The organism is Dyella sp. ASV21 (genome assembly GCF_016428975.1).
Classification (GTDB): domain Bacteria; phylum Pseudomonadota; class Gammaproteobacteria; order Xanthomonadales; family Rhodanobacteraceae; genus Dyella.
Genome location: NZ_JAELTT010000002.1, coordinates 42,155 through 60,940, shown reverse-complemented (window position 1 = coordinate 60,940; position 18,786 = coordinate 42,155). Strand labels below are relative to the sequence as shown.

16 protein-coding genes and 2 tRNA genes are annotated in these 18,786 nt (G+C 63.4%); 3 read left to right on the top strand and 15 right to left on the bottom strand.

Going from position 1 to position 18,786, the window contains the following annotated elements:
• Position 1 precedes the first annotated feature (1 nt).
• The gene (locus JHD67_RS01130; RefSeq protein ID WP_199096474.1) at positions 2-1,795 is read left to right on the top strand and encodes an EAL domain-containing protein; all 1,794 of its coding nucleotides are present in this window, start codon (positions 2-4) and stop codon (positions 1,793-1,795) included.
• 55 nt (positions 1,796-1,850) lie between these two features.
• Here the strand turns inward: JHD67_RS01130 and pip are convergent, their stop codons facing one another.
• From pip to JHD67_RS01115, 3 genes are all read right to left on the bottom strand, one after another.
• A complete protein-coding gene (pip, locus tag JHD67_RS01125; RefSeq protein ID WP_199096473.1) occupies positions 1,851-2,807 on the bottom strand; it encodes a prolyl aminopeptidase in 957 nt (318 codons plus the stop codon).
• 116 nt (positions 2,808-2,923) lie between these two features.
• Positions 2,924-3,955 carry a YncE family protein gene (locus JHD67_RS01120; protein ID WP_199096472.1) on the bottom strand — a complete coding sequence of 344 codons (1,032 nt, stop codon included), beginning with the start codon at positions 3,953-3,955 and terminating at the stop codon, positions 2,924-2,926.
• 162 nt (positions 3,956-4,117) lie between these two features.
• Positions 4,118-5,500, bottom strand: coding sequence for an FAD-binding oxidoreductase (locus JHD67_RS01115; RefSeq protein ID WP_199096471.1), 1,383 nt, complete (start codon positions 5,498-5,500; stop codon positions 4,118-4,120).
• 123 nt (positions 5,501-5,623) lie between these two features.
• Here JHD67_RS01115 and serA point away from each other — a divergent pair, with 123 nt between their 5' ends.
• A complete protein-coding gene (gene serA / locus JHD67_RS01110) occupies positions 5,624-6,856 on the top strand; it encodes a phosphoglycerate dehydrogenase (RefSeq protein WP_199096470.1) in 1,233 nt (410 codons plus the stop codon).
• A gap of 46 nt (positions 6,857-6,902) precedes the next feature.
• Here serA and JHD67_RS01105 read toward each other — a convergent pair whose 3' ends face one another.
• The 10 genes from JHD67_RS01105 to thrS form a co-directional block, all read right to left on the bottom strand.
• Positions 6,903-8,564: a diguanylate cyclase gene (locus JHD67_RS01105; RefSeq protein WP_199096469.1), complete on the bottom strand. Its 1,662-nt coding sequence runs from the start codon at positions 8,562-8,564 to the stop codon at positions 6,903-6,905.
• Between the two features lie 336 nt (positions 8,565-8,900).
• Positions 8,901-8,977 (bottom strand) — tRNA-Pro (locus tag JHD67_RS01100).
• Positions 8,978-9,044: 67 nt separating this feature from the next.
• On the bottom strand, positions 9,045-9,401 hold the full coding sequence (locus tag JHD67_RS01095; RefSeq protein ID WP_199096462.1) for a MerR family transcriptional regulator: 357 nt from the start codon (positions 9,399-9,401) through the stop codon (positions 9,045-9,047).
• A complete protein-coding gene (ihfA, locus tag JHD67_RS01090) occupies positions 9,382-9,681 on the bottom strand; it encodes an integration host factor subunit alpha (RefSeq protein WP_019467382.1) in 300 nt (99 codons plus the stop codon). Before ihfA ends, JHD67_RS01095 begins: the two co-directional genes overlap by 20 nt.
• A gap of 1 nt (position 9,682) precedes the next feature.
• The gene (gene pheT / locus JHD67_RS01085; protein ID WP_199096461.1) at positions 9,683-12,082 is read right to left on the bottom strand and encodes a phenylalanine--tRNA ligase subunit beta; all 2,400 of its coding nucleotides are present in this window, start codon (positions 12,080-12,082) and stop codon (positions 9,683-9,685) included.
• Between the two features lie 22 nt (positions 12,083-12,104).
• Positions 12,105-13,100, bottom strand: a complete 996-nt coding sequence (gene pheS, locus JHD67_RS01080) for a phenylalanine--tRNA ligase subunit alpha (protein ID WP_199096459.1) — start codon at positions 13,098-13,100, stop codon at positions 12,105-12,107.
• A gap of 145 nt (positions 13,101-13,245) precedes the next feature.
• Entirely contained in the window at positions 13,246-13,605 is a 360-nt protein-coding gene (gene rplT, locus JHD67_RS01075) for a 50S ribosomal protein L20 (protein WP_017463630.1), read from the bottom strand.
• Positions 13,606-13,621: 16 nt separating this feature from the next.
• On the bottom strand, positions 13,622-13,819 hold the full coding sequence (rpmI, locus tag JHD67_RS01070) for a 50S ribosomal protein L35 (RefSeq protein WP_038615747.1): 198 nt from the start codon (positions 13,817-13,819) through the stop codon (positions 13,622-13,624).
• 470 nt (positions 13,820-14,289) lie between these two features.
• Complete coding sequence (gene infC, locus JHD67_RS01065; RefSeq protein ID WP_343214280.1) at positions 14,290-14,814, bottom strand: translation initiation factor IF-3; 525 nt, start codon at positions 14,812-14,814, stop codon at positions 14,290-14,292.
• Between the two features lie 45 nt (positions 14,815-14,859).
• Complete coding sequence (gene thrS, locus JHD67_RS01060) at positions 14,860-16,761, bottom strand: threonine--tRNA ligase (protein WP_199096457.1); 1,902 nt, start codon at positions 16,759-16,761, stop codon at positions 14,860-14,862.
• A gap of 382 nt (positions 16,762-17,143) precedes the next feature.
• Between thrS and JHD67_RS01055 the strand changes: the two genes are divergently transcribed.
• Complete coding sequence (locus JHD67_RS01055; RefSeq protein ID WP_199096455.1) at positions 17,144-18,157, top strand: NAD-dependent epimerase; 1,014 nt, start codon at positions 17,144-17,146, stop codon at positions 18,155-18,157.
• Between the two features lie 16 nt (positions 18,158-18,173).
• On the opposite strand, the gene JHD67_RS01050 is transcribed toward JHD67_RS01055, so the two are convergent.
• Together JHD67_RS01050 and JHD67_RS01045 are read right to left on the bottom strand one after the other, a co-directional pair.
• Positions 18,174-18,620 (bottom strand): CopD family protein, encoded by a 447-nt coding sequence (locus JHD67_RS01050; RefSeq protein WP_199096453.1) that lies wholly within the window; start codon positions 18,618-18,620, stop codon positions 18,174-18,176.
• 65 nt (positions 18,621-18,685) lie between these two features.
• Positions 18,686-18,760: transfer RNA gene (locus tag JHD67_RS01045), tRNA-Val, on the bottom strand.
• Positions 18,761-18,786 lie beyond the last annotated feature (26 nt).

The following is an 18,786-nucleotide window of genomic DNA, read 5'->3' as shown; positions in this document are numbered from 1 at the left end:
CATGCCAGCCACCCTTGCCCTCGACAACACCTCTGCCGCCATACTCGAGCGCGCATTCACCGCTGGAAGCCTTACTCCGGTCTTCCAGCCGGTGGTGCGCGTGGACACGCTGGAGGTGGTCGCCCACGAGGGATTGAGCCGCTGCGCCCTTCTGCCGGAACCCTGCTCGATCCTCGACTTGCTCGACCTCGCGCGTACCGAAGGGCGCCTGGCGGAGCTGGAGCTGCATGCCGCCCGCACGATCTGTCGCGCGTTTGCCGGACATGGCACGCAAGGGCGGCTGCTGGTGAACCTCAGCGCGCACGCCATCCTGCAGGACGCCATGCGCCCGGACGACGTGCTGGCCGCACTGGCCGCCGGTGGTTTGGACCCCGCGCGTATCACGGTGGAAGTCACTGAACGCGACGTGGTGGAGAATCCAGCGCGGCTGGCCCACGCGCTGGGCTATCTGCGTGCGCATGGTGTGCGCATTGCGCTGGATGATTTCGGCAACGGGCATTCCAACTTCGAGATGTGGAATGAGATCCACCCGGATGTAGTGAAGATCGACCGCTATCTCATCAACGGCCTTTCGCGTAGCGCCGGTCGCCTGGCGATCGTGCGCGCCTTGTGTCAGGTGGCCGAATCGCTGGGTACCGACCTCGTCGGTGAGGGGGTGGAAGATCCAGCGGACCTGCGCGTGCTGCGCGATCTGGGCGTACCTTTCGTGCAGGGTTTCCTGATTGGTCGCCCGGTAGCGGCGCCAGTGCAGGAGGCCAGCGCCGAAGCGCAGCAAGTGCTGCGCGTTCCCGCCGTGTCCGTGCTGCCCAGGCCACGTGGACCGATCACGCAGCGCCCCACGCAGGTCAGCCATCTGCTGATCGAGGCGCCTCCCGTGCATCCACGGCAGACCAATGACGAGGTGATGGCGTTGTTTGTCGATCATCCCGAACTGCACGCCGTAGCGGTGGTCAAGGAAGGCAACCCCATCGGACTGATCAATCGACGACTGGTGAACGAGCGCATGGCGCAGCCCTTTGCGCGCGAACTGCTCGCACGTAAATCCTGCACCGCGTTGATGAACAGCGCGCCGCTGATCTGCGATGAACAGCGCAGCCTGGAAAGCCTGGCCGACGTACTGCGCGGCGAGGATCAACGCTACCTGAGCGACGGTTTCATCGTCACCAGCGCCGGGCATTATCGCGGCCTGGGTACCGGCGAAGCACTGGTTCGCCGCGTGAGCGAGTTGCGCATCGATGCAGCGCGACACGCCAACCCACTGACGTTTCTTCCCGGCAACATTCCCACCACGGAACACCTCGAACGCCTGCTCGAAGGCAGCGAGCGCTTTGCCGTCGTGCATGTAGACCTCACCGACTTCAAGCCATTCAACGATCACTACGGCTATTCGCGCGGTGACGAGATGATCCGTCTGCTCTCCGGTCTGCTCAGCGAGCATGTGGACCCGGCACTGGACTTCATCGGCCATATCGGCGGCGACGATTTTGTCGCGCTGTTCCAGAGCCCGGACTGGCAAGCGCGCTGTCTGCGTGTCATCGACACCTTCAATGCGCGAGCGCCTACCTTGTTCGACGCCGCCGACGTGGTACGCGGAGGCTTGCGCGGCAAGGACCGTCGCGGCACATCGCAGTTCTTTCCATTCACCACGGTGGTGATGGGCGCCGTGGAGTTGATTCCACCGCTGCCTCAGCGCGCCCAATCCATCGCCACCCTGGCCGCACGCGCCAAGCGCCATGCCAAGCGCGCCAACCAGGGCTTGCATGTGTTTGCGCGCACGCCATCAGCCACGCCATAAACGACACGGCCCCGTCCGTTGCCGGACGAGGCCGCGTCATCAGCGCGCAGGTTCGTTAACCGCGAAAGCGGTCGGTCGCCTGCACCAATTCGGAGATATTGCCCGGCTCGAAGGCTGAGTGGCCGGCATCCTGCACGATGCGCAGATCGGCCTCCGGCCATGCGCGATGCAGATCCCAGGCACTGCGCATGGGGCACACCACATCGTAGCGGCCCTGCACGATCACGGCAGGGATATGGCGGATGCGCTCAACATTGCGCAGTAGCTGGTCGTCATGCTCAAAGAAGCCGCCGTGCACGAAGTAGTGGCACTCGATACGCGCAAACGCCAGGGCGAACTCATCTTCACCACTCGACTGGATGTGCGAGGTGTCCTGCCACAGGTAGCTCGTCGCACCCTCCCACACCGACCAGGCGCGCGCGGCGTTCACGCGCACCTGCGCATCACTGCTGGTCAAACGACGATAGTAGGCGCTCATCAGGTCGCCGCGCTCCACTTCGGGAATGGCTGCCAGGTAAGGCTCCCACGCATCCGGATACAACGCGTCGCAGCCCTTCTGGTAGAACCACTCCAGCTCCCAGCGGCGCAGCATGAAGATGCCACGCAACACCAATTCGGTGACGCACTCGGGATGCGTCTGCGCGTACGCCAGCGCCAGGGTCGAACCCCACGAACCACCGAATACTTGCCAGCGATCGATACCCAGGTGCGTGCGCAGGCGCTCGATGTCGTTGACCAAGTGCCAGGTGGTGTTGTCTTTCAGCTCTGCGTGCGGCGTGGACTTGCCGCAGCCGCGCTGATCGAAAAGCACGATGCGATACACCGCCGGATCGAAAAAGCGTCGACATTTGGGATTGGTGCCGCCGCCGGGGCCGCCGTGCAGGAACACCACCGGCTTACCGTTGGGGTTGCCGCTCTGTTCGTAATACAGCGTGTGCAGGTCCGACACCTTGAGCATGCCGGTGTCGTACGGCTCGATCTCGGGGTATAGGGAATGCAGGACCTGCGACATGCTCATGCTCCAAAAGCCAACGGGGGACGGCCAAATAGGCTAGCACGCCCCCTGTCGCGGGTCTTGCACGCCGCAAGCCGGTGCAACGGCCCTTGCGGCGTGCATCGCGCCAGCGCTTAGGGGCTTCCCACCGTAAGCACGGTAAAGCTATCGGGCACCATCGCCGGGCGCTTGCCCTCGGCCGGCGGCTCGCCCGCAAACTGGGCAGCCGACAGGTAGAGGCGATGCAACTTGGGATCGAGCGCCAGCGTGCGCGCGCTGGGCTGGCTGGTCACGGTGGCGGCCACGCTGTAGTGGTCGGCGTCGTCCTGGTGTATCGCCGTGATGTTGCCGCTTTCGCCGTTGGAACTGAATACGTTAGCCGTGCCCTCATCGAACACCACCGCATCCGGACCCTCGCCAATCGCCACGCTAGTCACCACCTTGCCGGTGTCCGCATTGCTCACCGTCATCTGGCGGTTGTCGCATACGGAGAACAGGCGATGATGCTTGCGGTCAATGGCCAGGCCCGTGGGCGACTCGCACGTGCCCAGCGACCAGCTGCTGGCCACCGTGTTGGTGCGGGTGTCGATCTTCACCAGTTCGGCGCGGTCTTCCAGGTTCACAAAAATGTGACCCTGCTCATCGGTGGCGGCAAACTCCGGCTTGCCCGCCAACGCCACCGTAGCGATCACCGTGTTGCGCTGGGTATCGATCACACTGAAGGAATGGCCTTTGCCGTTGAAGGTAAACACATGCTTGGACGCCGGGTCATAAAGAATGGCGTCGGGCTTTTCGCCGGTGCCGTTGACGGTGGCGACCACCGCCAGGCTGTCCAGGTCGAACACCGTCACCGAAGCACTCTGGCCATTGCTGGCATAGCCGCGATGCGCGGCCTGATCCAGCGTTACGCCATGCACGCCGGCCGTGCCGGGGATAGTGCCGATCTTCTTTTGCTGGTCCACATCGACCACCTCGACCCGATCGCCACGGGTGACAAACAGGTGACGACGCTGGGCATCGAAACTGAGGTAATCCCAACCGCCCGTGCCGCCGAGCTGAAGCCTGGAGAGCACACGGTAGTCGGCACTCTGCGGAGCGGCCAGGGCATGGGAAGTGAGCAGCAGTCCGAGGGAAACCATCAGGGTATGGCGCAGGAGTCGTTGCATGGTTGCGGGCACGGTGAGTGAGGTCTCACGAGCATGCGCCGCGGGGCTTAGTTCCTGCTTAGGGAACGCTTGAACAAGTCGCGGAGCCGGCGAAGGCCGAACTTACGGCCATCAGCCGCTACCTGCGCCGTACCCGCGGGCGCCATTGCCCCCTGACACGCGTCAGTCGAACAACTTGCCGGGGTTGAGGATGCGTTTGGGATCGAACACCTGGCGCACGCCACGCATCAATGAAATCTCCGCATCGCTTCGCGTGCTGCCCAGGTACGCGCGCTTGACCAGACCGATGCCATGTTCGGCCGAGATACTGCCGCCATGGCGCTGCAAGGTATCGGCGAGCAACCGGGTAACGTGCTCGCACTGTGCGATGAAATCGCCTTCCGACATATCGGCCGGGCGCAGCACGTTGATATGCAGGTTGCCGTCCCCGATATGGCCGAACCACACCACGTCGAAATGCGGGTACTCGCGACCCAATAGGTCCTGGATCTCGTGCAGAAATGCCGGCAGCGCGCTGATGCGCAGCGAGATGTCGTTCTTGTACGGCTTGTACGGCGCCAGGCTCTCGGTGATGCCTTCGCGCAATCGCCACAAGGCCATGGCCTGCGCTTCGCTCTGCGCCAGCACGCCGTCGCTGATCCAGCCGTGCTCCACGCCTTGCTCGAACGTCGCCAGCGCCAGCTCCTGGGCGGCCTCGTCGGCATCGAACTCGGTGACCACGTAATACGGATGCTCGCCGTCGATGGCGCGCCGCGCACCATGCTCCAGCACGTGGCGCAGCGCGGTGTCGGTAAAGAACTCGAAAGCCTGCAAGTGCAGTTGGGCGCGAAAGAGTGCGAACACATCCATCAACGCATCCATGCTCGGCAACGCCAGCAGCATCACCTGCGAAGGCGGCGGCGGATCGGTGAGCCGCAGAGTAGCTTCGACCACCACGCCCAACGTGCCTTCCGAGCCGATCATCAACTGGCGCAGGTCATAGCCGCTTGAGTTCTTGATCAGGCCACGGTTGAGCTGCAGGAGTTCGCCGTTGCCCGCGACCACGGTGAGTCCGGCGATCCATTCGCGGGTATTGCCGTAACGGATCACGCGGATGCCACCGGCATTGGTGGCGATATTGCCGCCGATAGAGCAGGAACCGCGCGCGGCAAAATCCACCGGATAGATCAGGCCCTGCTCCCGTGCCGCGTCGTGCACCGCATGCAGGGTCATGCCGGCCTGCACGCTCAGGGTACGGTCGACCGCATCGAAGCCGAGCAACCGGTTCATGCGCTCCAGGCTCAGCACCAACTCCCCGCGAGCCGCTACGGCGCCGCCCGAAAGGCCTGTGCGGCCGCCGGAAGGCACCAGCGAGACGCTGTGCGCGTTGGCCCAGCGCACGATGGTCTGCACCTCGGCCACTTCGCTGGGCAGCGCAACCGCCAAGGGTGCCGGCGTCCAGCGCCGGGTCCAGTCGCGGCCGTAGTGCTCCAGGTCGGCGGGGGCGGTCAGCAATCGCAGGTTGGGCAGGCGGTCGGCCAACTCGGCCAGACGGGCATCGATCATTGCGCAGGGTTCCCAGGTGTCTGCCCAGCCTGCCAGCGATGGGGCGCAGCGTCCAGTGCTGCAACGCCGCAAATTGGCACCAAGGTCTGGCATAGTGCGGGGGACCTTTCTCGTGCCATGGCCATGAAGACCTCGTTCCCGAAACAAGACATCAAAGTGCTCCTGCTGGAAGGCGTCAGTCGCAGCGCGGTGGAAGCCTTTCATCGTGCGGGCTACAGCCAGATCGAATTCCACGAAAAGGCCCTGCCCGAGGCCGAATTGAAGGCCCGTATCGCCGATGCCCACATCGTCGGCATCCGTTCGCGTTCCCACCTCAACGACGACGTGCTTCAGCAGGCCAAACGGCTAATCGCCGTCGGCTGTTTCTGCATCGGCACCAACCAGGTGGACCTCGATGCCGCTCGGCGGCTCGGCGTGCCGGTGTTCAATGCCCCCTACTCCAACACCCGCAGCGTGGCCGAGCTGGTGATCGCCGAAGCCATCATGCTGCTGCGCGGCATCCCCCAGAAGAATGCCCTCTGCCATCGCGGCGGCTGGACCAAGTCCGCCGCCGGCAGCTTCGAGGTGCGCGACAAGGTGCTGGGTATCGTCGGCTACGGTCATATCGGCACCCAGGTCGGCGTGCTGGCCGAGAGTCTGGGCATGCGGGTGATCTTCCACGACATCGAATCCAAGCTCTCGCTGGGCAATGCGCGCGCCGCCGACAGCCTCGACGACCTGCTGGAACGTGCCGACGTGGTGACCTTGCATGTGCCGGAAACCCCAGCCACCAAGCTGATGATCGGCACGCGTGAGCTGGCCCAGATGCGCAAGGGCTCGCTGCTGATCAACGCATCACGCGGCACCGTGGTGGATATCGACGCGCTGGCGGCGGCACTGACAGCAGAACACATCGCCGGCGCCGCCGTGGACGTGTTCCCGGTAGAGCCCAAGGGCAACGACGATGCCTTCGTCTCACCCCTGGTGGGCATGGACAACGTGATCCTGACGCCGCATATCGGCGGCAGCACGCTGGAGGCACAGGACAATATCGGCATCGAAGTGGCCAGCAAACTGGTGCGCTACAGCGACAACGGTTCCACCCTGTCGGCGGTGAACTTCCCCGAGGTGTCGCTACCGGAGCACCCGCGCAGCCGTCGCCTGCTGCATATCCATCGCAACGTGCCCGGCGTACTCTCGCGCATCAACGAGTTGTTCTCGGCGGGCAACATCAATATCGATGCGCAGTTCCTGCAGACCGACAGCGAGGTGGGCTACGTGGTGATCGATGTGGCCGCGAACGAACGTCAGTCGGCCGCGCTGCGCGACCAATTGGCCGCCATCCCCGGCACATTGCGCAGTCGCGTGCTGTACTGAACCCGCTCCGGACGCGCGGCGCCCCACCCGGGGGCGCCGCGCGTTATCAGAACGACCAGCCGCTGCGACCCTTGGCCTTGGCCCGATACATTGCCGTATCGGCCCGCGCCAGCCACTCCTGTGCGGTCTCTTCGTCTTCGCCGCTATGAATGGCCGCGCCAATGCTGGTGGATAACTCCACGACCACGTTGAGTACTTCCTGCTCCCGACACACGCGCTCCAGTACCGATTGCGCAATCTGCGCCACGTCGGCATGCGCCTGGTGAATACCCTCGATCAACAACACGAATTCGTCGCCTGCGAGGCGCCCCAGGAAATCGCTATCGCGCACCGCCGACGACACCTGGGCCGCGAACAGGCGCAGCACCTCATCGCCGAACTCATGGCCCAGCGTGTCGTTCATGCGCTTGAAGCCGTCCAGGTCCATGAACAGCAGCACCAGTGCGTCACCGCTTTCGCGCGCGCGCGCCATGGCCTGATTCATTCGCTGCATCAAGGCACGGCGATTGGGCAGGCCGGTCAGTGCATCGTGCGTGGCGTCGTGCTCCACCTGCTGGAATCGGCGCTTGCGTTCGCTCACATCCTGCGCAAGGAGGTAGAAACCGGCCACCTTGCCGTTGGGCCGCACTTCCGGCACGAGATTGGCATAGAACCACATTGGCCCCTGCTTGCCGTGCAACTGGTACTCCACCGTGCCACGCCGACCCTGCAAGACATCGGTGAGCACCGGCCGTAGCTGCGCGTACGTGCTGGCGCCCCAAAAGATGCGCGCATCGACACCGATAAGACCATCCTCAGCCACTCCGAACCAATCGTGGTAGGCGCGGTTGTGAAAGCGATAGCGAAGATCGCGGTCCAGATAGGCCACCATGGCGGGCAGGTTGTCGGTGATGGTGCGCAAGCGCGAGGCCATTTCGCGCAAGGCGCGCTCGTCCGCCTTGCGGCGGCCGACATCGTGCATGAAGGCATGCACGATGATGCGTTCGTCCAGGCGGCTGGTATTGAGAATGATCTCCAGCGGGAACGATTCGCCGCCGCGCCGCATGCCCATGATCACCATGCGGCGCCCGCACAGGCGCTCGCCAGCGCCCGCCAGCAATGGCGCGAGCGCGCGAGCATAGCGTTGTCGTCGTAGCGCCGGCACGATCAAATCGAAGGGGTCGCGCCCGATCGCCTCTTCGGCCGACCAGCCGAAGATCCGCTGTGCCGAGTGATTCCACGCGACGATGCGTCCTCGTTCATCGACTTCCGCAAAGCCGGCCAGCACGTTTTGCAGGATGTATTCGTGCCGGTTCGGCTCGTCGCGCGACGCGCGCTGCGCCGGCTGACACAGGTACATCTGCGCCAGAGCGGCAAGATCCGCCAAGGATGCCAGGTCGGTTTCATCAAAGGCCCGCGGGTGCGGATCGACCAGGCACAGCCAGGCGAGCACGCGGCCATCGCCGCCGCGCACTGCGTGCTTGGCGAAGAATCCACCGGGAAACCGCGGGCATGAGCCGTCGACAACGATGTCGGCGTTGGTCAGTTCGCCGTAGCGCGAATGGGGATCGTTGGCCGCGAAAAGCCCACACGCGGCAACTTTGAACAGTCGGCGTGCGGTGCGCATGACAGCTGACAACTCAGCCGGGGCAGCCGCTTCTGTCGCGGCGAGCCGGCGCAACAGCTCTCGCCAGACAGGATCATCGTTGAATGAAACAGGTGGACTCATGGGCAAACTTGCACGCAACGAGCGTGACCGCATGCGCTCCAAACGCGGCAGACGCTCCTTCTATTTCACGTAGCGACCAGGAGTCCATCCAGCGGGCGCCATAACGCATCGGAACATTCACGATGCGAAGAACCTAGGGCAACGGCAATCGGCCAAGCATGACGCATTCACGGCGCATGCGACTGTGATTCATGGGGAGCCGACCCTGGCGACGATCCGCCAAACTCATGCCCCGCCATCCACCCGCCTCCCCTCCAGGAGCAGGCTTCCGATGTCTCGCACCCCTAAAAGCAAAACGGCGCCATAGGCGCCGTTTTATTTCGTCTGTTGCCGAATTGGTCGGGACGGCGGGATTCGAACCCACGACCCTCTGCCCCCCAGGCAGATGCGCTACCAGGCTGCGCTACGCCCCGACGATACGGCAAGTCGCTGAGTGTACCAGCTTCACTGGTCACACCGGAAGAAAAAAAACGAAAGACGTCAGCGGCGCAGCAGCGCCAGTACTTCCTCCAGCTCCATGCGCACCTGACGCACGATCTGGTGGGAAATGCTCGACTCCATCCGGGCCTGCGGGCCTTCCAGACGCGCACGCGCGCCGGTGATGGTGAAGCCTTCGTCGTACAACAGGCCGCGGATCTGACGAATCATCAGCACATCATGGCGCTGATAATAGCGACGGTTTCCGCGGCGCTTGACGGGATTAAGGGCAGGAAATTCCTGCTCCCAGTAGCGCAGTACATGCGGCTTCACGCCACACAGTTCACTGACCTCACCAATGGTGAAGTAACGCTTCGCCGGAATGGCGAGGAGCTCGGTGTTATTCCCTTGGTCCAGCATAGCCCTCGACTCTCACCTTGAGTTTCTGTCCCGGTCGGAACGTCACCACTCGGCGGGCGGAAATAGGGATTTCCTCACCCGTCTTGGGGTTGCGCCCCGGTCGCTGGTTTTTCTGCCGCAGATCAAAGTTGCCGAAACCCGACAACTTCACCTGTTCACCTTTTTCCAATGCTTCGCGGACGACTTCGAAATAGGCATCCACGAATTCTTTGGCCTCACGCTTATTGAGACCCACTTCGAGGAAAAGGCGCTCTGCCATCTCCGCCTTGGTCAGCGCCATTTCATCCTCTCAACTTTGCCATGCATGTCACCTCCAACGCTGCAACCGCTTCACGTATATAACGGTCCGCGTCGTCGTCGGTAAGCGTGCGTGAAGCGTCCTGTAATATCAAGCCCATAGCGAGACTCTTTCGGCCCGCTTCGACCCCTTTTCCGCTGTAACGGTCAAACAAGCGCAGCTCTTGGAGCGCCGCACCCACGGTGGCGCGGACCACCTGCTCAATTTGTGACCAGCTGACGCCCTCGGGCAGGTCCATGGCAATGTCCCGGCGCACCGAGGGGAAGCGCGGCACGGCCGTGGCCTTGGGCAGGCGACGGCCCAGCACCGGCTCCAACGCAAGCTCCAGCACATGTACGTCGGCCCCCAGGTCCAGCCGCTTGGCCAGCTGCGGATGCAGTGCGCCCAGATGCCCCACCGTCACGCCATCGCGGGTAACGCGAGCGCCTCGGCCCGGATGCAGCCAGGCGGGCAGGCCATCGGCGTGCACCGCCCAACGCTCCGGCTCGCCGCCCCAGGCGATCAGGGCATCGAGATCACCCTTGAGGTCATGGAAATCCAGGGTGCGGGCGGCTTCGCCCCACTGCTCGGCATGGGCCGTGCCACAAGCCACCACGGCCAGGGTCGGGGTTTCGGTCGGCGCGTCTTTGCGGGCGACCGCCTCGGCCTCGATACGGAACGTGCGACCCAGCTCAAACAGGCGCACACGCTCCTGCTGGCGGGCACGATTGTGCGATAGGGCCTGGATCAAGCCCGGCAGCAGGGAGGGGCGCATCACCGCAAGATCCGCCGACAACGGGTTGGCCAAAGCCACCAGGTCTTGCAGAAAGCCCCAGCGCTGCAGCAACTCCTGGCTCACGAAGGCCAGATTGACCGCTTCGTAGTAGCCCCGCGCTGCCCATTGCTCTCGCACCGCCAACTCGTTGAGGCGACCTTCCGGCTCAATGGCCAGGGTCAGCGCGCCGGTCGGCGTGGAGGTGGGAATATTGTCGTAGCCGTGAATACGGGCCACTTCTTCGATCAGGTCTTCCTCGCGCTCGATGTCGAAGCGACTGCTCGGGGCGGTGACCTGCCAGCCGTCGGCCTGCGCGGTCACCTGCATGCCCAGCGCGGTAAAGATGCGGGCAACCTCGGCGTCGGCCACCTCAATACCCAGCACGCGCTGGAGCCGCGCCCGACGCAGCAGCAAGGTAGCGGGCCTGGGCAGATCGGCGAGATTCTCCGCCCTGAGCACCGGCCCGGCCTTGCCGCCGGCGATGGACAGTAGTAGTTCGGTGGCGCGCTCCAGCGCGCGCTGCGGCAGCGCGGGGTCGACGCCGCGCTCGAAACGATGCGAGGCATCGGTGTGCATGCCCAGCTTGCGCGCACGTCCCATGATGGCCGCCGGGGCAAAGTGCGCCGACTCCAGGAAGACGTTCCGCGTATCGTCGGTGACGCGCGAATCGAAGCCGCCCATGACACCCGCCACCGCCAAGGCGCTCTGCTCATCGGCAATGAGCAGGAAGCCACTGCCGAGCCTGGCTTCGGAACCGTCCAGCAATGTGAGGGTTTCGCCTTCGCGCGCATGTCGCACAACGATGTCGCCGTGCAGCTTGTCGTTGTCGAACGCGTGCAGCGGCTGACCCAGTTCGAGCATGACGTAGTTGGTGACATCCACCACGGCACTGATCGGGCGCAGCCCGGCGCGGCGCAGACGTTCGGCCAGCCACAGCGGCGTGCGGGCCTTGGCATCGAGACCCTCGATCACGCGGCCCAGGTAGCGCGGCGCATCGGCCCCCGCCTCCAGGCGAATGCCACGGCGCGCGTCGCTGCTTACGGGTGCCGGCGCTTGCTCGCCCGTCTTCACACGGCTGCCGAACAGCGCTGCCACATCATGCGCCAGGCCAACCAGGCCCAGGCAGTCGGGGCGGTTGGGGGTGAGCTTGAGTTCGAAGCTCGCATCGGGGAGGCCGAGGTAGGTCGCCAGCGGCGTGCCCACGGGCGCATCCAGCGGCAGCTCCAGCAAGCCGGAGGCGTCATTGTCGATGCCCAGCTCCTTGGCCGAGCACAGCATGCCGAACGACTCCACGCCGCGCAGCTTGGCCGCCTTGATGTTGATGCCGCCAGGAAGGCTGGCACCTACCTTGGCGAGCGGAATTTTGATGCCAACGCGCGCGTTGGGCGCACCGCAGACAATCTGCAATGGCTCGCCCAGACCGGCGTTCACCGTGCACACCTGCAGGCGGTCCGCTTCGGGGTGCTTTACGGCGCCGATGATCTCGGCAACGACCACACCATCCAAGCCTTCGCCCAGCGGTGTGAGCTCTTCTACTTCCAGGCCAGCCATCGTTAGGGCGTGAGCCAATGCCGCGCGGTCGGCCTGGATCTCCACCAGTTCGCGCAGCCAGTTCTCGGAGAATTTCATGCGTATCGATTCCTGCTGCGATTTAGGCGAACTGCTTGAGGAAGCGCAGATCGTTCTCAAAGAACGCGCGCAGATCGGAGACGCCATAGCGCAACATGGCAAAGCGCTCCACGCCCAGGCCGAACGCGAAACCGGTGTAGCGTTCCGGGTCGATGCCGCAGTTCTTCAGCACGTTGGGATGCACCATGCCGCAGCCCAGCACCTCAAGCCAACGCGTGCTGCCGTCCTCGGCATCCCAGCGGATGTCCACTTCGGCCGATGGCTCGGTGAAGGGGAAATAGCTGGGACGGAAGCGCATCTCGAAATCACGCTCGAAGAAGGCACGGATGAACTCGGCCAGCGTGCCCTTCAAGTCGGCAAAGCTGGAGGTTTCGTCGACCAGCAGGCCTTCGATCTGGTGGAACATCGGCGAATGGGTCTGGTCCGAATCGCTGCGATAGACCTTGCCCGGCGCAATGATGCGGATGGGCGGCTGACGCCCCTGCATCGAGCGAACCTGCACCGGCGAGGTATGTGTGCGCAGCAGGCGGCCATCGCCGAAATAGAAGGTGTCGTGCATGGCGCGCGCCGGGTGATGCGGCGGGAAGTTCAGCGCCTCGAAGTTGTGCCAGTCGTCTTCGATCTCCGGACCGTCCGCGCGCTGGTAACCCAGTCGAGAGAAGATCGCGGTGATGCGCTCCAACGTACGCGTGATCGGATGGATGCCGCCGCGCTCGCCATGGCGACCCGGCAAGGAGATGTCGATGGTTTCCGAGGCCAGGCGACGATCCAGCTCCGCCTGCTCCAGCACCTGCTTGCGTGCGGCAAGTGCGTCGGCGAGGCGATCCTTGACGCGATTGACCTCGGCGCCGCGCGCCTTGCGCTCGTCGGGCGACAGCGCACCCAGGGCCTTCAGCGCGGTAGTGACGATGCCGCTTTTGCCCAGCAAGCCCACGCGAAGCGCGTCGAGCGCCTCCAGCGTGTCAGCCGTGTCGATTTCCGCCAGCGCTTGCGCGGCGCGGCTATCCAGATCGTCCATCGATGCGATTCCGGTGAAAAGGTCAGAAACAAAAACGGGGAGGAGGCTTTAGGCCTCCTCCCCGCAAGCGTTACGCGCATCCCTTGAAGAGTGCGGCCATCAATGGCCGCTTCTTGATCTTCGCGATCAAGGATGAGCGTACAAATTACGCTGCCAGACTGGCCTTCGCCTTTTCAGCGATTGCGCCAAACGCCTTGATGTCGTGCACGGCGATGTCCGCCAGCACCTTGCGGTCGACCGTGATGCCGGCCTTGGCCAGACCGTTGATCAGGCGGCTGTACGACAGACCGAACTGACGGGCAGCGGCGTTGATACGCACGATCCACAGCGCGCGGAACTGGCGCTTGCGCTGCTTGCGGCCGATGTAGGCGTACTGACCGGCCTTGATGACAGCCTGGTTAGCAACGCGGAAGACCTTGCGACGGGCGTTGTAGTAGCCCTTCGCGCGGCCAATGATCTTTTTGTGACGACGACGGGCGGTAACGCCACGCTTAACACGAGCCATGGTTCAGTCCTCCGCCTTAGAGATACGGCAACATGCGTGCTACACCCTTGGTGTCGCATGCCTTGACGTGGTTGGTCGCACGCAGACCGCGCTTACGCTTGGTCGACTTCTTGGTCAGGATGTGCGACTTGAAGGCGTGACCGGCCTTGAACTTGCCCGAAGCGGTCTTGCGAAAACGCTTCGCGGCCGCCCGGTTGGTCTTGATCTTGGGCATGGAAATGCTCCTTGATGGGGATAAACCCCGGTTTCTGACTGATCTGGCGGCAACCTGGCGGCTGCGCTTTCCGTCCTGCCAGCATCGGTGCACGACCCGTCCTGGTGGGTCGAACCGGCGATTATACGGAGGAAATCAGGGTTTTGCTAGCGCAAGATACCCATCAAGGCGAAACACCGGACGGGCCTGCACATGGCTGGGGCCTGATACGACCGGGTCGGCCTTTCTCGGCCGGGGCACGCGGGCGCCAGGGTCTGACTCAAGCACCGGACCCCTGCTTTCGCAGGCATGAGGGCTCTGGCGGGGACGGCTGTCTGACCAGGGGAATACGGCGACGAGGCCCCCAGGCCAGCAGCCCAGGCCTCGATGCCGATCGCAAGGCGGGCAACCGCCATCCAGAGGCTGACGCAAGCTTATGAACAAAAAGAAAAAAGCGACCCAAAGGCCGCTTTTTCCCACTATCCAGAAACTTACTTCTTCTTGGGGCCGATCATCATGACCATCTGACGGCCTTCCAGGCGGGGGAAGGACTCCACCACACCGTTCTCGCCCACATCCTCCTGGATCTTCTTGGCCAGATTCTGGCCCAGGTCCTGGTGGGACATTTCGCGACCGCGGAAGCGGATGGTGACCTTGACCTTGTCGCCTTCCTCAAGGAAGCGAAGCATGTTGCGCAGCTTGATCTGGTAGTCGCCCACGTCCGTCACCGGGCGGAACTTCACTTCCTTGATCTCAACCTGCTTTTGCTTCTTTTTGGCGGCCTGCGCCTTCTTCTGGGCTTCGAACTTGAACTTGCCGTAGTCCATGATGCGGCAGACCGGCGGGTCGCCATTCGGCTGAATCTCGACCAGGTCCAGACCGGCCTCTTGCGCCATAGTTAGCGCTTCGTCACGACTCAGAATGCCCAGCTGTTCCGAATCGGGACCGATGACACGGACGCGCGGTACGCGAATCTCATGGTTACGGCGATTGCCCTTAGTGTCGGTGGTAGCGATACCACTATCCTCCAGAAGAGTTCTTGATCATGCCGGCCCGCGCGCTTAGCGACGGGTCTCGGCTTCCAGACGTTCCACGAAGGCGGCCAGCGGAATGCTGCCCAGATCTTCGCCAGAACGGGTACGCACAGAAACCGCCCCGGATTCCTTCTCGCGATCACCGACCACCAGCAGGTAAGGGACTTTCTGCAACGTATGTTCTCGGATTTTATAGCCGACCTTCTCATTGCGCAAATCGGCCTGCACACGGAAACCTTTGTCCACAAGGGTTTGCGTCACCTCGCGAACATAATCGGCCTGGGCGTCCGTAATGCTGAAGACAGCCGCCTGCACGGGGGCCAGCCAAGTCGGCAATAGACCGGCGTGATGCTCGATCAGGATGCCGATAAAGCGCTCCATGGACCCCACGATGGCACGATGCAGCATCACCGGGTGACGGCGCTGTGAATGCTCGTCCACGTACTCGGCATCCAGGCGCTCGGGCATCATGAAGTCCACCTGCATGGTACCCACCTGCCAGGCACGGCCAATGGAGTCCTTCATGTGGTACTCGATCTTGGGGCCGTAGAAGGCACCCTCGCCCGGCAGTTCCTCCCAGACGACGCCGGCCGCGCCCAGCGCCGCGCGCAAGGCGTTCTCGGCGCGGTCCCATACCTCGTCGCTACCGATGCGCTTGTCCGGGCGCAGGGCGATCTTGAGTGCGATGTCCTCGAAGCCGAAGTCGCCATAGACCTTCATGGCCTGCTGGTGGAACGCCGTCACCTCGGATTCGATCTGCTCTTCCGTGCAGAAGATGTGGCCATCGTCCTGCGTGAAGGCACGCACGCGCATGATGCCGTGCAGCGCACCCGAGGGCTCGTTGCGATGGCACGCGCCGAACTCGCCGTAGCGGATCGGCAGTTCGCGGTAACTGTGCAGGTCGGTATTGAAGATCTGCACATGGCCCGGGCAGTTCATGGGCTTGAGCGCAAACGTGTGCTTCTCCGACTCGGTGAAGAACATGTTCTCCTGGTAGTTGTCCCAGTGGCCTGACTTCTTCCACAGCGACACGTCCAGCACCTGCGGGCAGCGCACTTCCTGGTAGCCGCTGTTGCGGTACACGCGGCGCATGTACTGCTCCACCTGCTGCCAGATGGCCCAGCCCTTGGGATGCCAGAACACCATGCCGGGGCCTTCTTCCTGCTGATGGAAGAGATCCAGCGCTTTGCCGATCTTGCGGTGATCGCGCTTCTCGGCCTCTTCCAACTGAAGCAGGTAGGCCTTGAGATCCTTGTCGTTCAACCACGCCGTACCATAGATGCGCGTGAGCATGGCGTTGTTGGAGTCGCCACGCCAATAGGCACCCGCGACCTTCATCAGCTTGAACGCGCGCAGCTTGCCCGTATTGGGCACGTGCGGGCCACGACAGAGATCGGTGAATTCGCCCTGCGAGTACAGCGAGAGTTCCTCATTGGAAGGAATGCTCTCGATAATCTCCGCCTTGTAGGCCTCGCCCATGCCGCGGAAGAAATTCACCGCCTCGTCGCGCGACTTCACGCTGCGCGTTACAGGCAGGCCTTCCTTCACGATCTTGTGCATTTCCTCTTCGATCTTGACCAGGTCGTCCGGCGTAAAAGGACGCTCGTAGGCGAAGTCGTAGAAGAAACCATTGTCGATCACCGGACCAATGGTGACCTGCGCGCCCGGATACAGGCGCTGCACGGCCTGCGCCAGCAAGTGCGCGGTGGAGTGGCGCAGGATGTCCAGCGCCTCCGGGCTCTTCTCGGTGACGATTTCCAGATGGGCGTTGTGATCGATGGGGAAGCTGGCGTCCACCAACTTGCCGTCGACCTTGCCGGCCAGTGTGGCCTTGGCCAGGCCCGCGCCAATGGAGGCAGCTACATCCTGCACCGTCACCGGGTGCTCAAAGGGGCGTTTGCTGCCGTCGGGTAGCGTAATTTCAATCATGTCTGCACCTGATTCGAGCCGCCCTACGAGGCGTGCTCCGTTGCTCTTGGAGAACTCCGAATAACGAGGGTTTCGCCTACTCGTCCTTCCCGCGCAGGCGGGAAGGATGGCGAAAATCGTGACAACCCTGCACTTCGGAAAAAATCATAAAAAAAGAGCGCCGCGCGCCCTTCCTGACACACAAGGCGTGGCGTCGTTCAACGTTGGAAATGGGTAGTTGCCATGTCACACACTCGACCGGCGCGTAAGCGCGAGCCACCTTGCTTCCAATGAAGTTCCCGGGAGACGCTAGTTTAGCCTACCCGGCGCTGTCAATTCAGCCTGCAGCGCCCGCCCCGGCGCCCCGGCGATAGAATGCGCGGCTTCCCTCGGAGGCCTTCCCATGCGCGTACTCGTCACCGGCACCGCCGGCTTTATTGGCTCAGCCCTGGCCGAACGCCTGCTGGCACGCGGCGACGAGGTCTATGGCATCGACAACCACAACGATTACTACGACCCCTCGCTGAAGGAAGCCCGCCTGGCGCGCTTTGCCACTCATCCGCTTTACACGCACCTGCGCGCGGATCTGGCCGATGCGCAAGCGGTGCAGCGCGCCTTCGCCGACTTCCTGCCGCAGCGCGTGGTGAACCTGGCGGCCCAAGCGGGCGTGCGCTATTCGCTGAAAAATCCCCAGGCGTATGTGCAGAGCAACCTGGTGGGCTTTGTGAACATCCTGGAGGCTTGCAGGCACGGCAAGGTGGAGCATCTGGTCTATGCCTCCTCCAGCTCGGTGTACGGCGCCAACCGCAAAATGCCGTTCGCCATCGCGGATGCCGTCGATCACCCGGTGAGCTTGTATGCGGCCAGCAAGAAGGCCAATGAGCTGATGGCGCATACCTACAGCCATCTCTACGCGCTCCCCACCACAGGACTGCGCTTTTTTACCGTCTACGGGCCCTGGGGCCGGCCGGACATGTCGCCCATGCTGTTCGCCGACCGCATCAGTCGTGGCCAAGCCATCGACGTATTCAACTATGGCAACCACAGCCGCGACTTTACGTACATCGACGATATTGTCGAGGGCGTCATCCGCACGCTGGATCACCCCGCCCTGCCCGACCCCGCCTATGACGCACTCAGGCCCACCCCCGGCACCTCCAGCGCGCCCTATCGGGTCTACAACATCGGCAACGACCAACCAGTACAGCTGCTGCGGTTCATCGAACTGATGGAACAACACCTGGGCCGCACCGTAGAAAAGCACCTGCTGCCGATGCAGCCGGGCGATGTACCCGACACCTGGGCCGATGTATCCGCGCTACGCCGGGATGTGGGCTACGCGCCCGGCACCTCGATCGAGGACGGCGTGGCGCGTTTCGTGGCGTGGTATCGGGAGTATTTCCCGCGCGAAGCGTAAGCCGCGCAGGAGTCACTCAGAACGGCTTGGCAAGCACCAGGAAAATCACGCCCAGCAGCACGAACACCGGCAACTCGTTCATGATGCGCAACGCCTTGCCCGACGGCAGGGCGCCGCCCTGCTCACTACGCTTCAGCAGGCGACCGGTCCAGATAAAGTAAGCGAGCAGCAACGCCACCAGCGCGAGCTTGGCATGCAGCCAATGCGCATCGCCAAAATGGGGCAGGACGCCCGGAAATACGCGCCAGCCTTGCCACAAGGCCAGGCCAAGCAAAAAGGCCAAGCCGAACATGTTGTGGCCGAACCGGTACAAGCGGCGCCCCATCAACACCAGGCGTGCCTTTACCGCCGCATTGTCACCCGCCTCCACCACATTCACCAGGATGCGCGGCAGGTAGAACACCGTGGCCATCCAGGCGATCACGAATAGCAAATGGAGGCTCTTGATCCACATATAGGTCATCGACGGGCTCCTTCAGCGCAAAAAGAAACGGCGCGGCCCCGAGGGCCGCGCCGTTTCATCGGTATTGGTGGGCGGTACAAGGATCGAACTTGTGACCCCTACCATGTCAAGGTAGTGCTCTACCGCTGAGCTAACCGCCCGGAACTCGCCCGGCATGCCGTGCGAG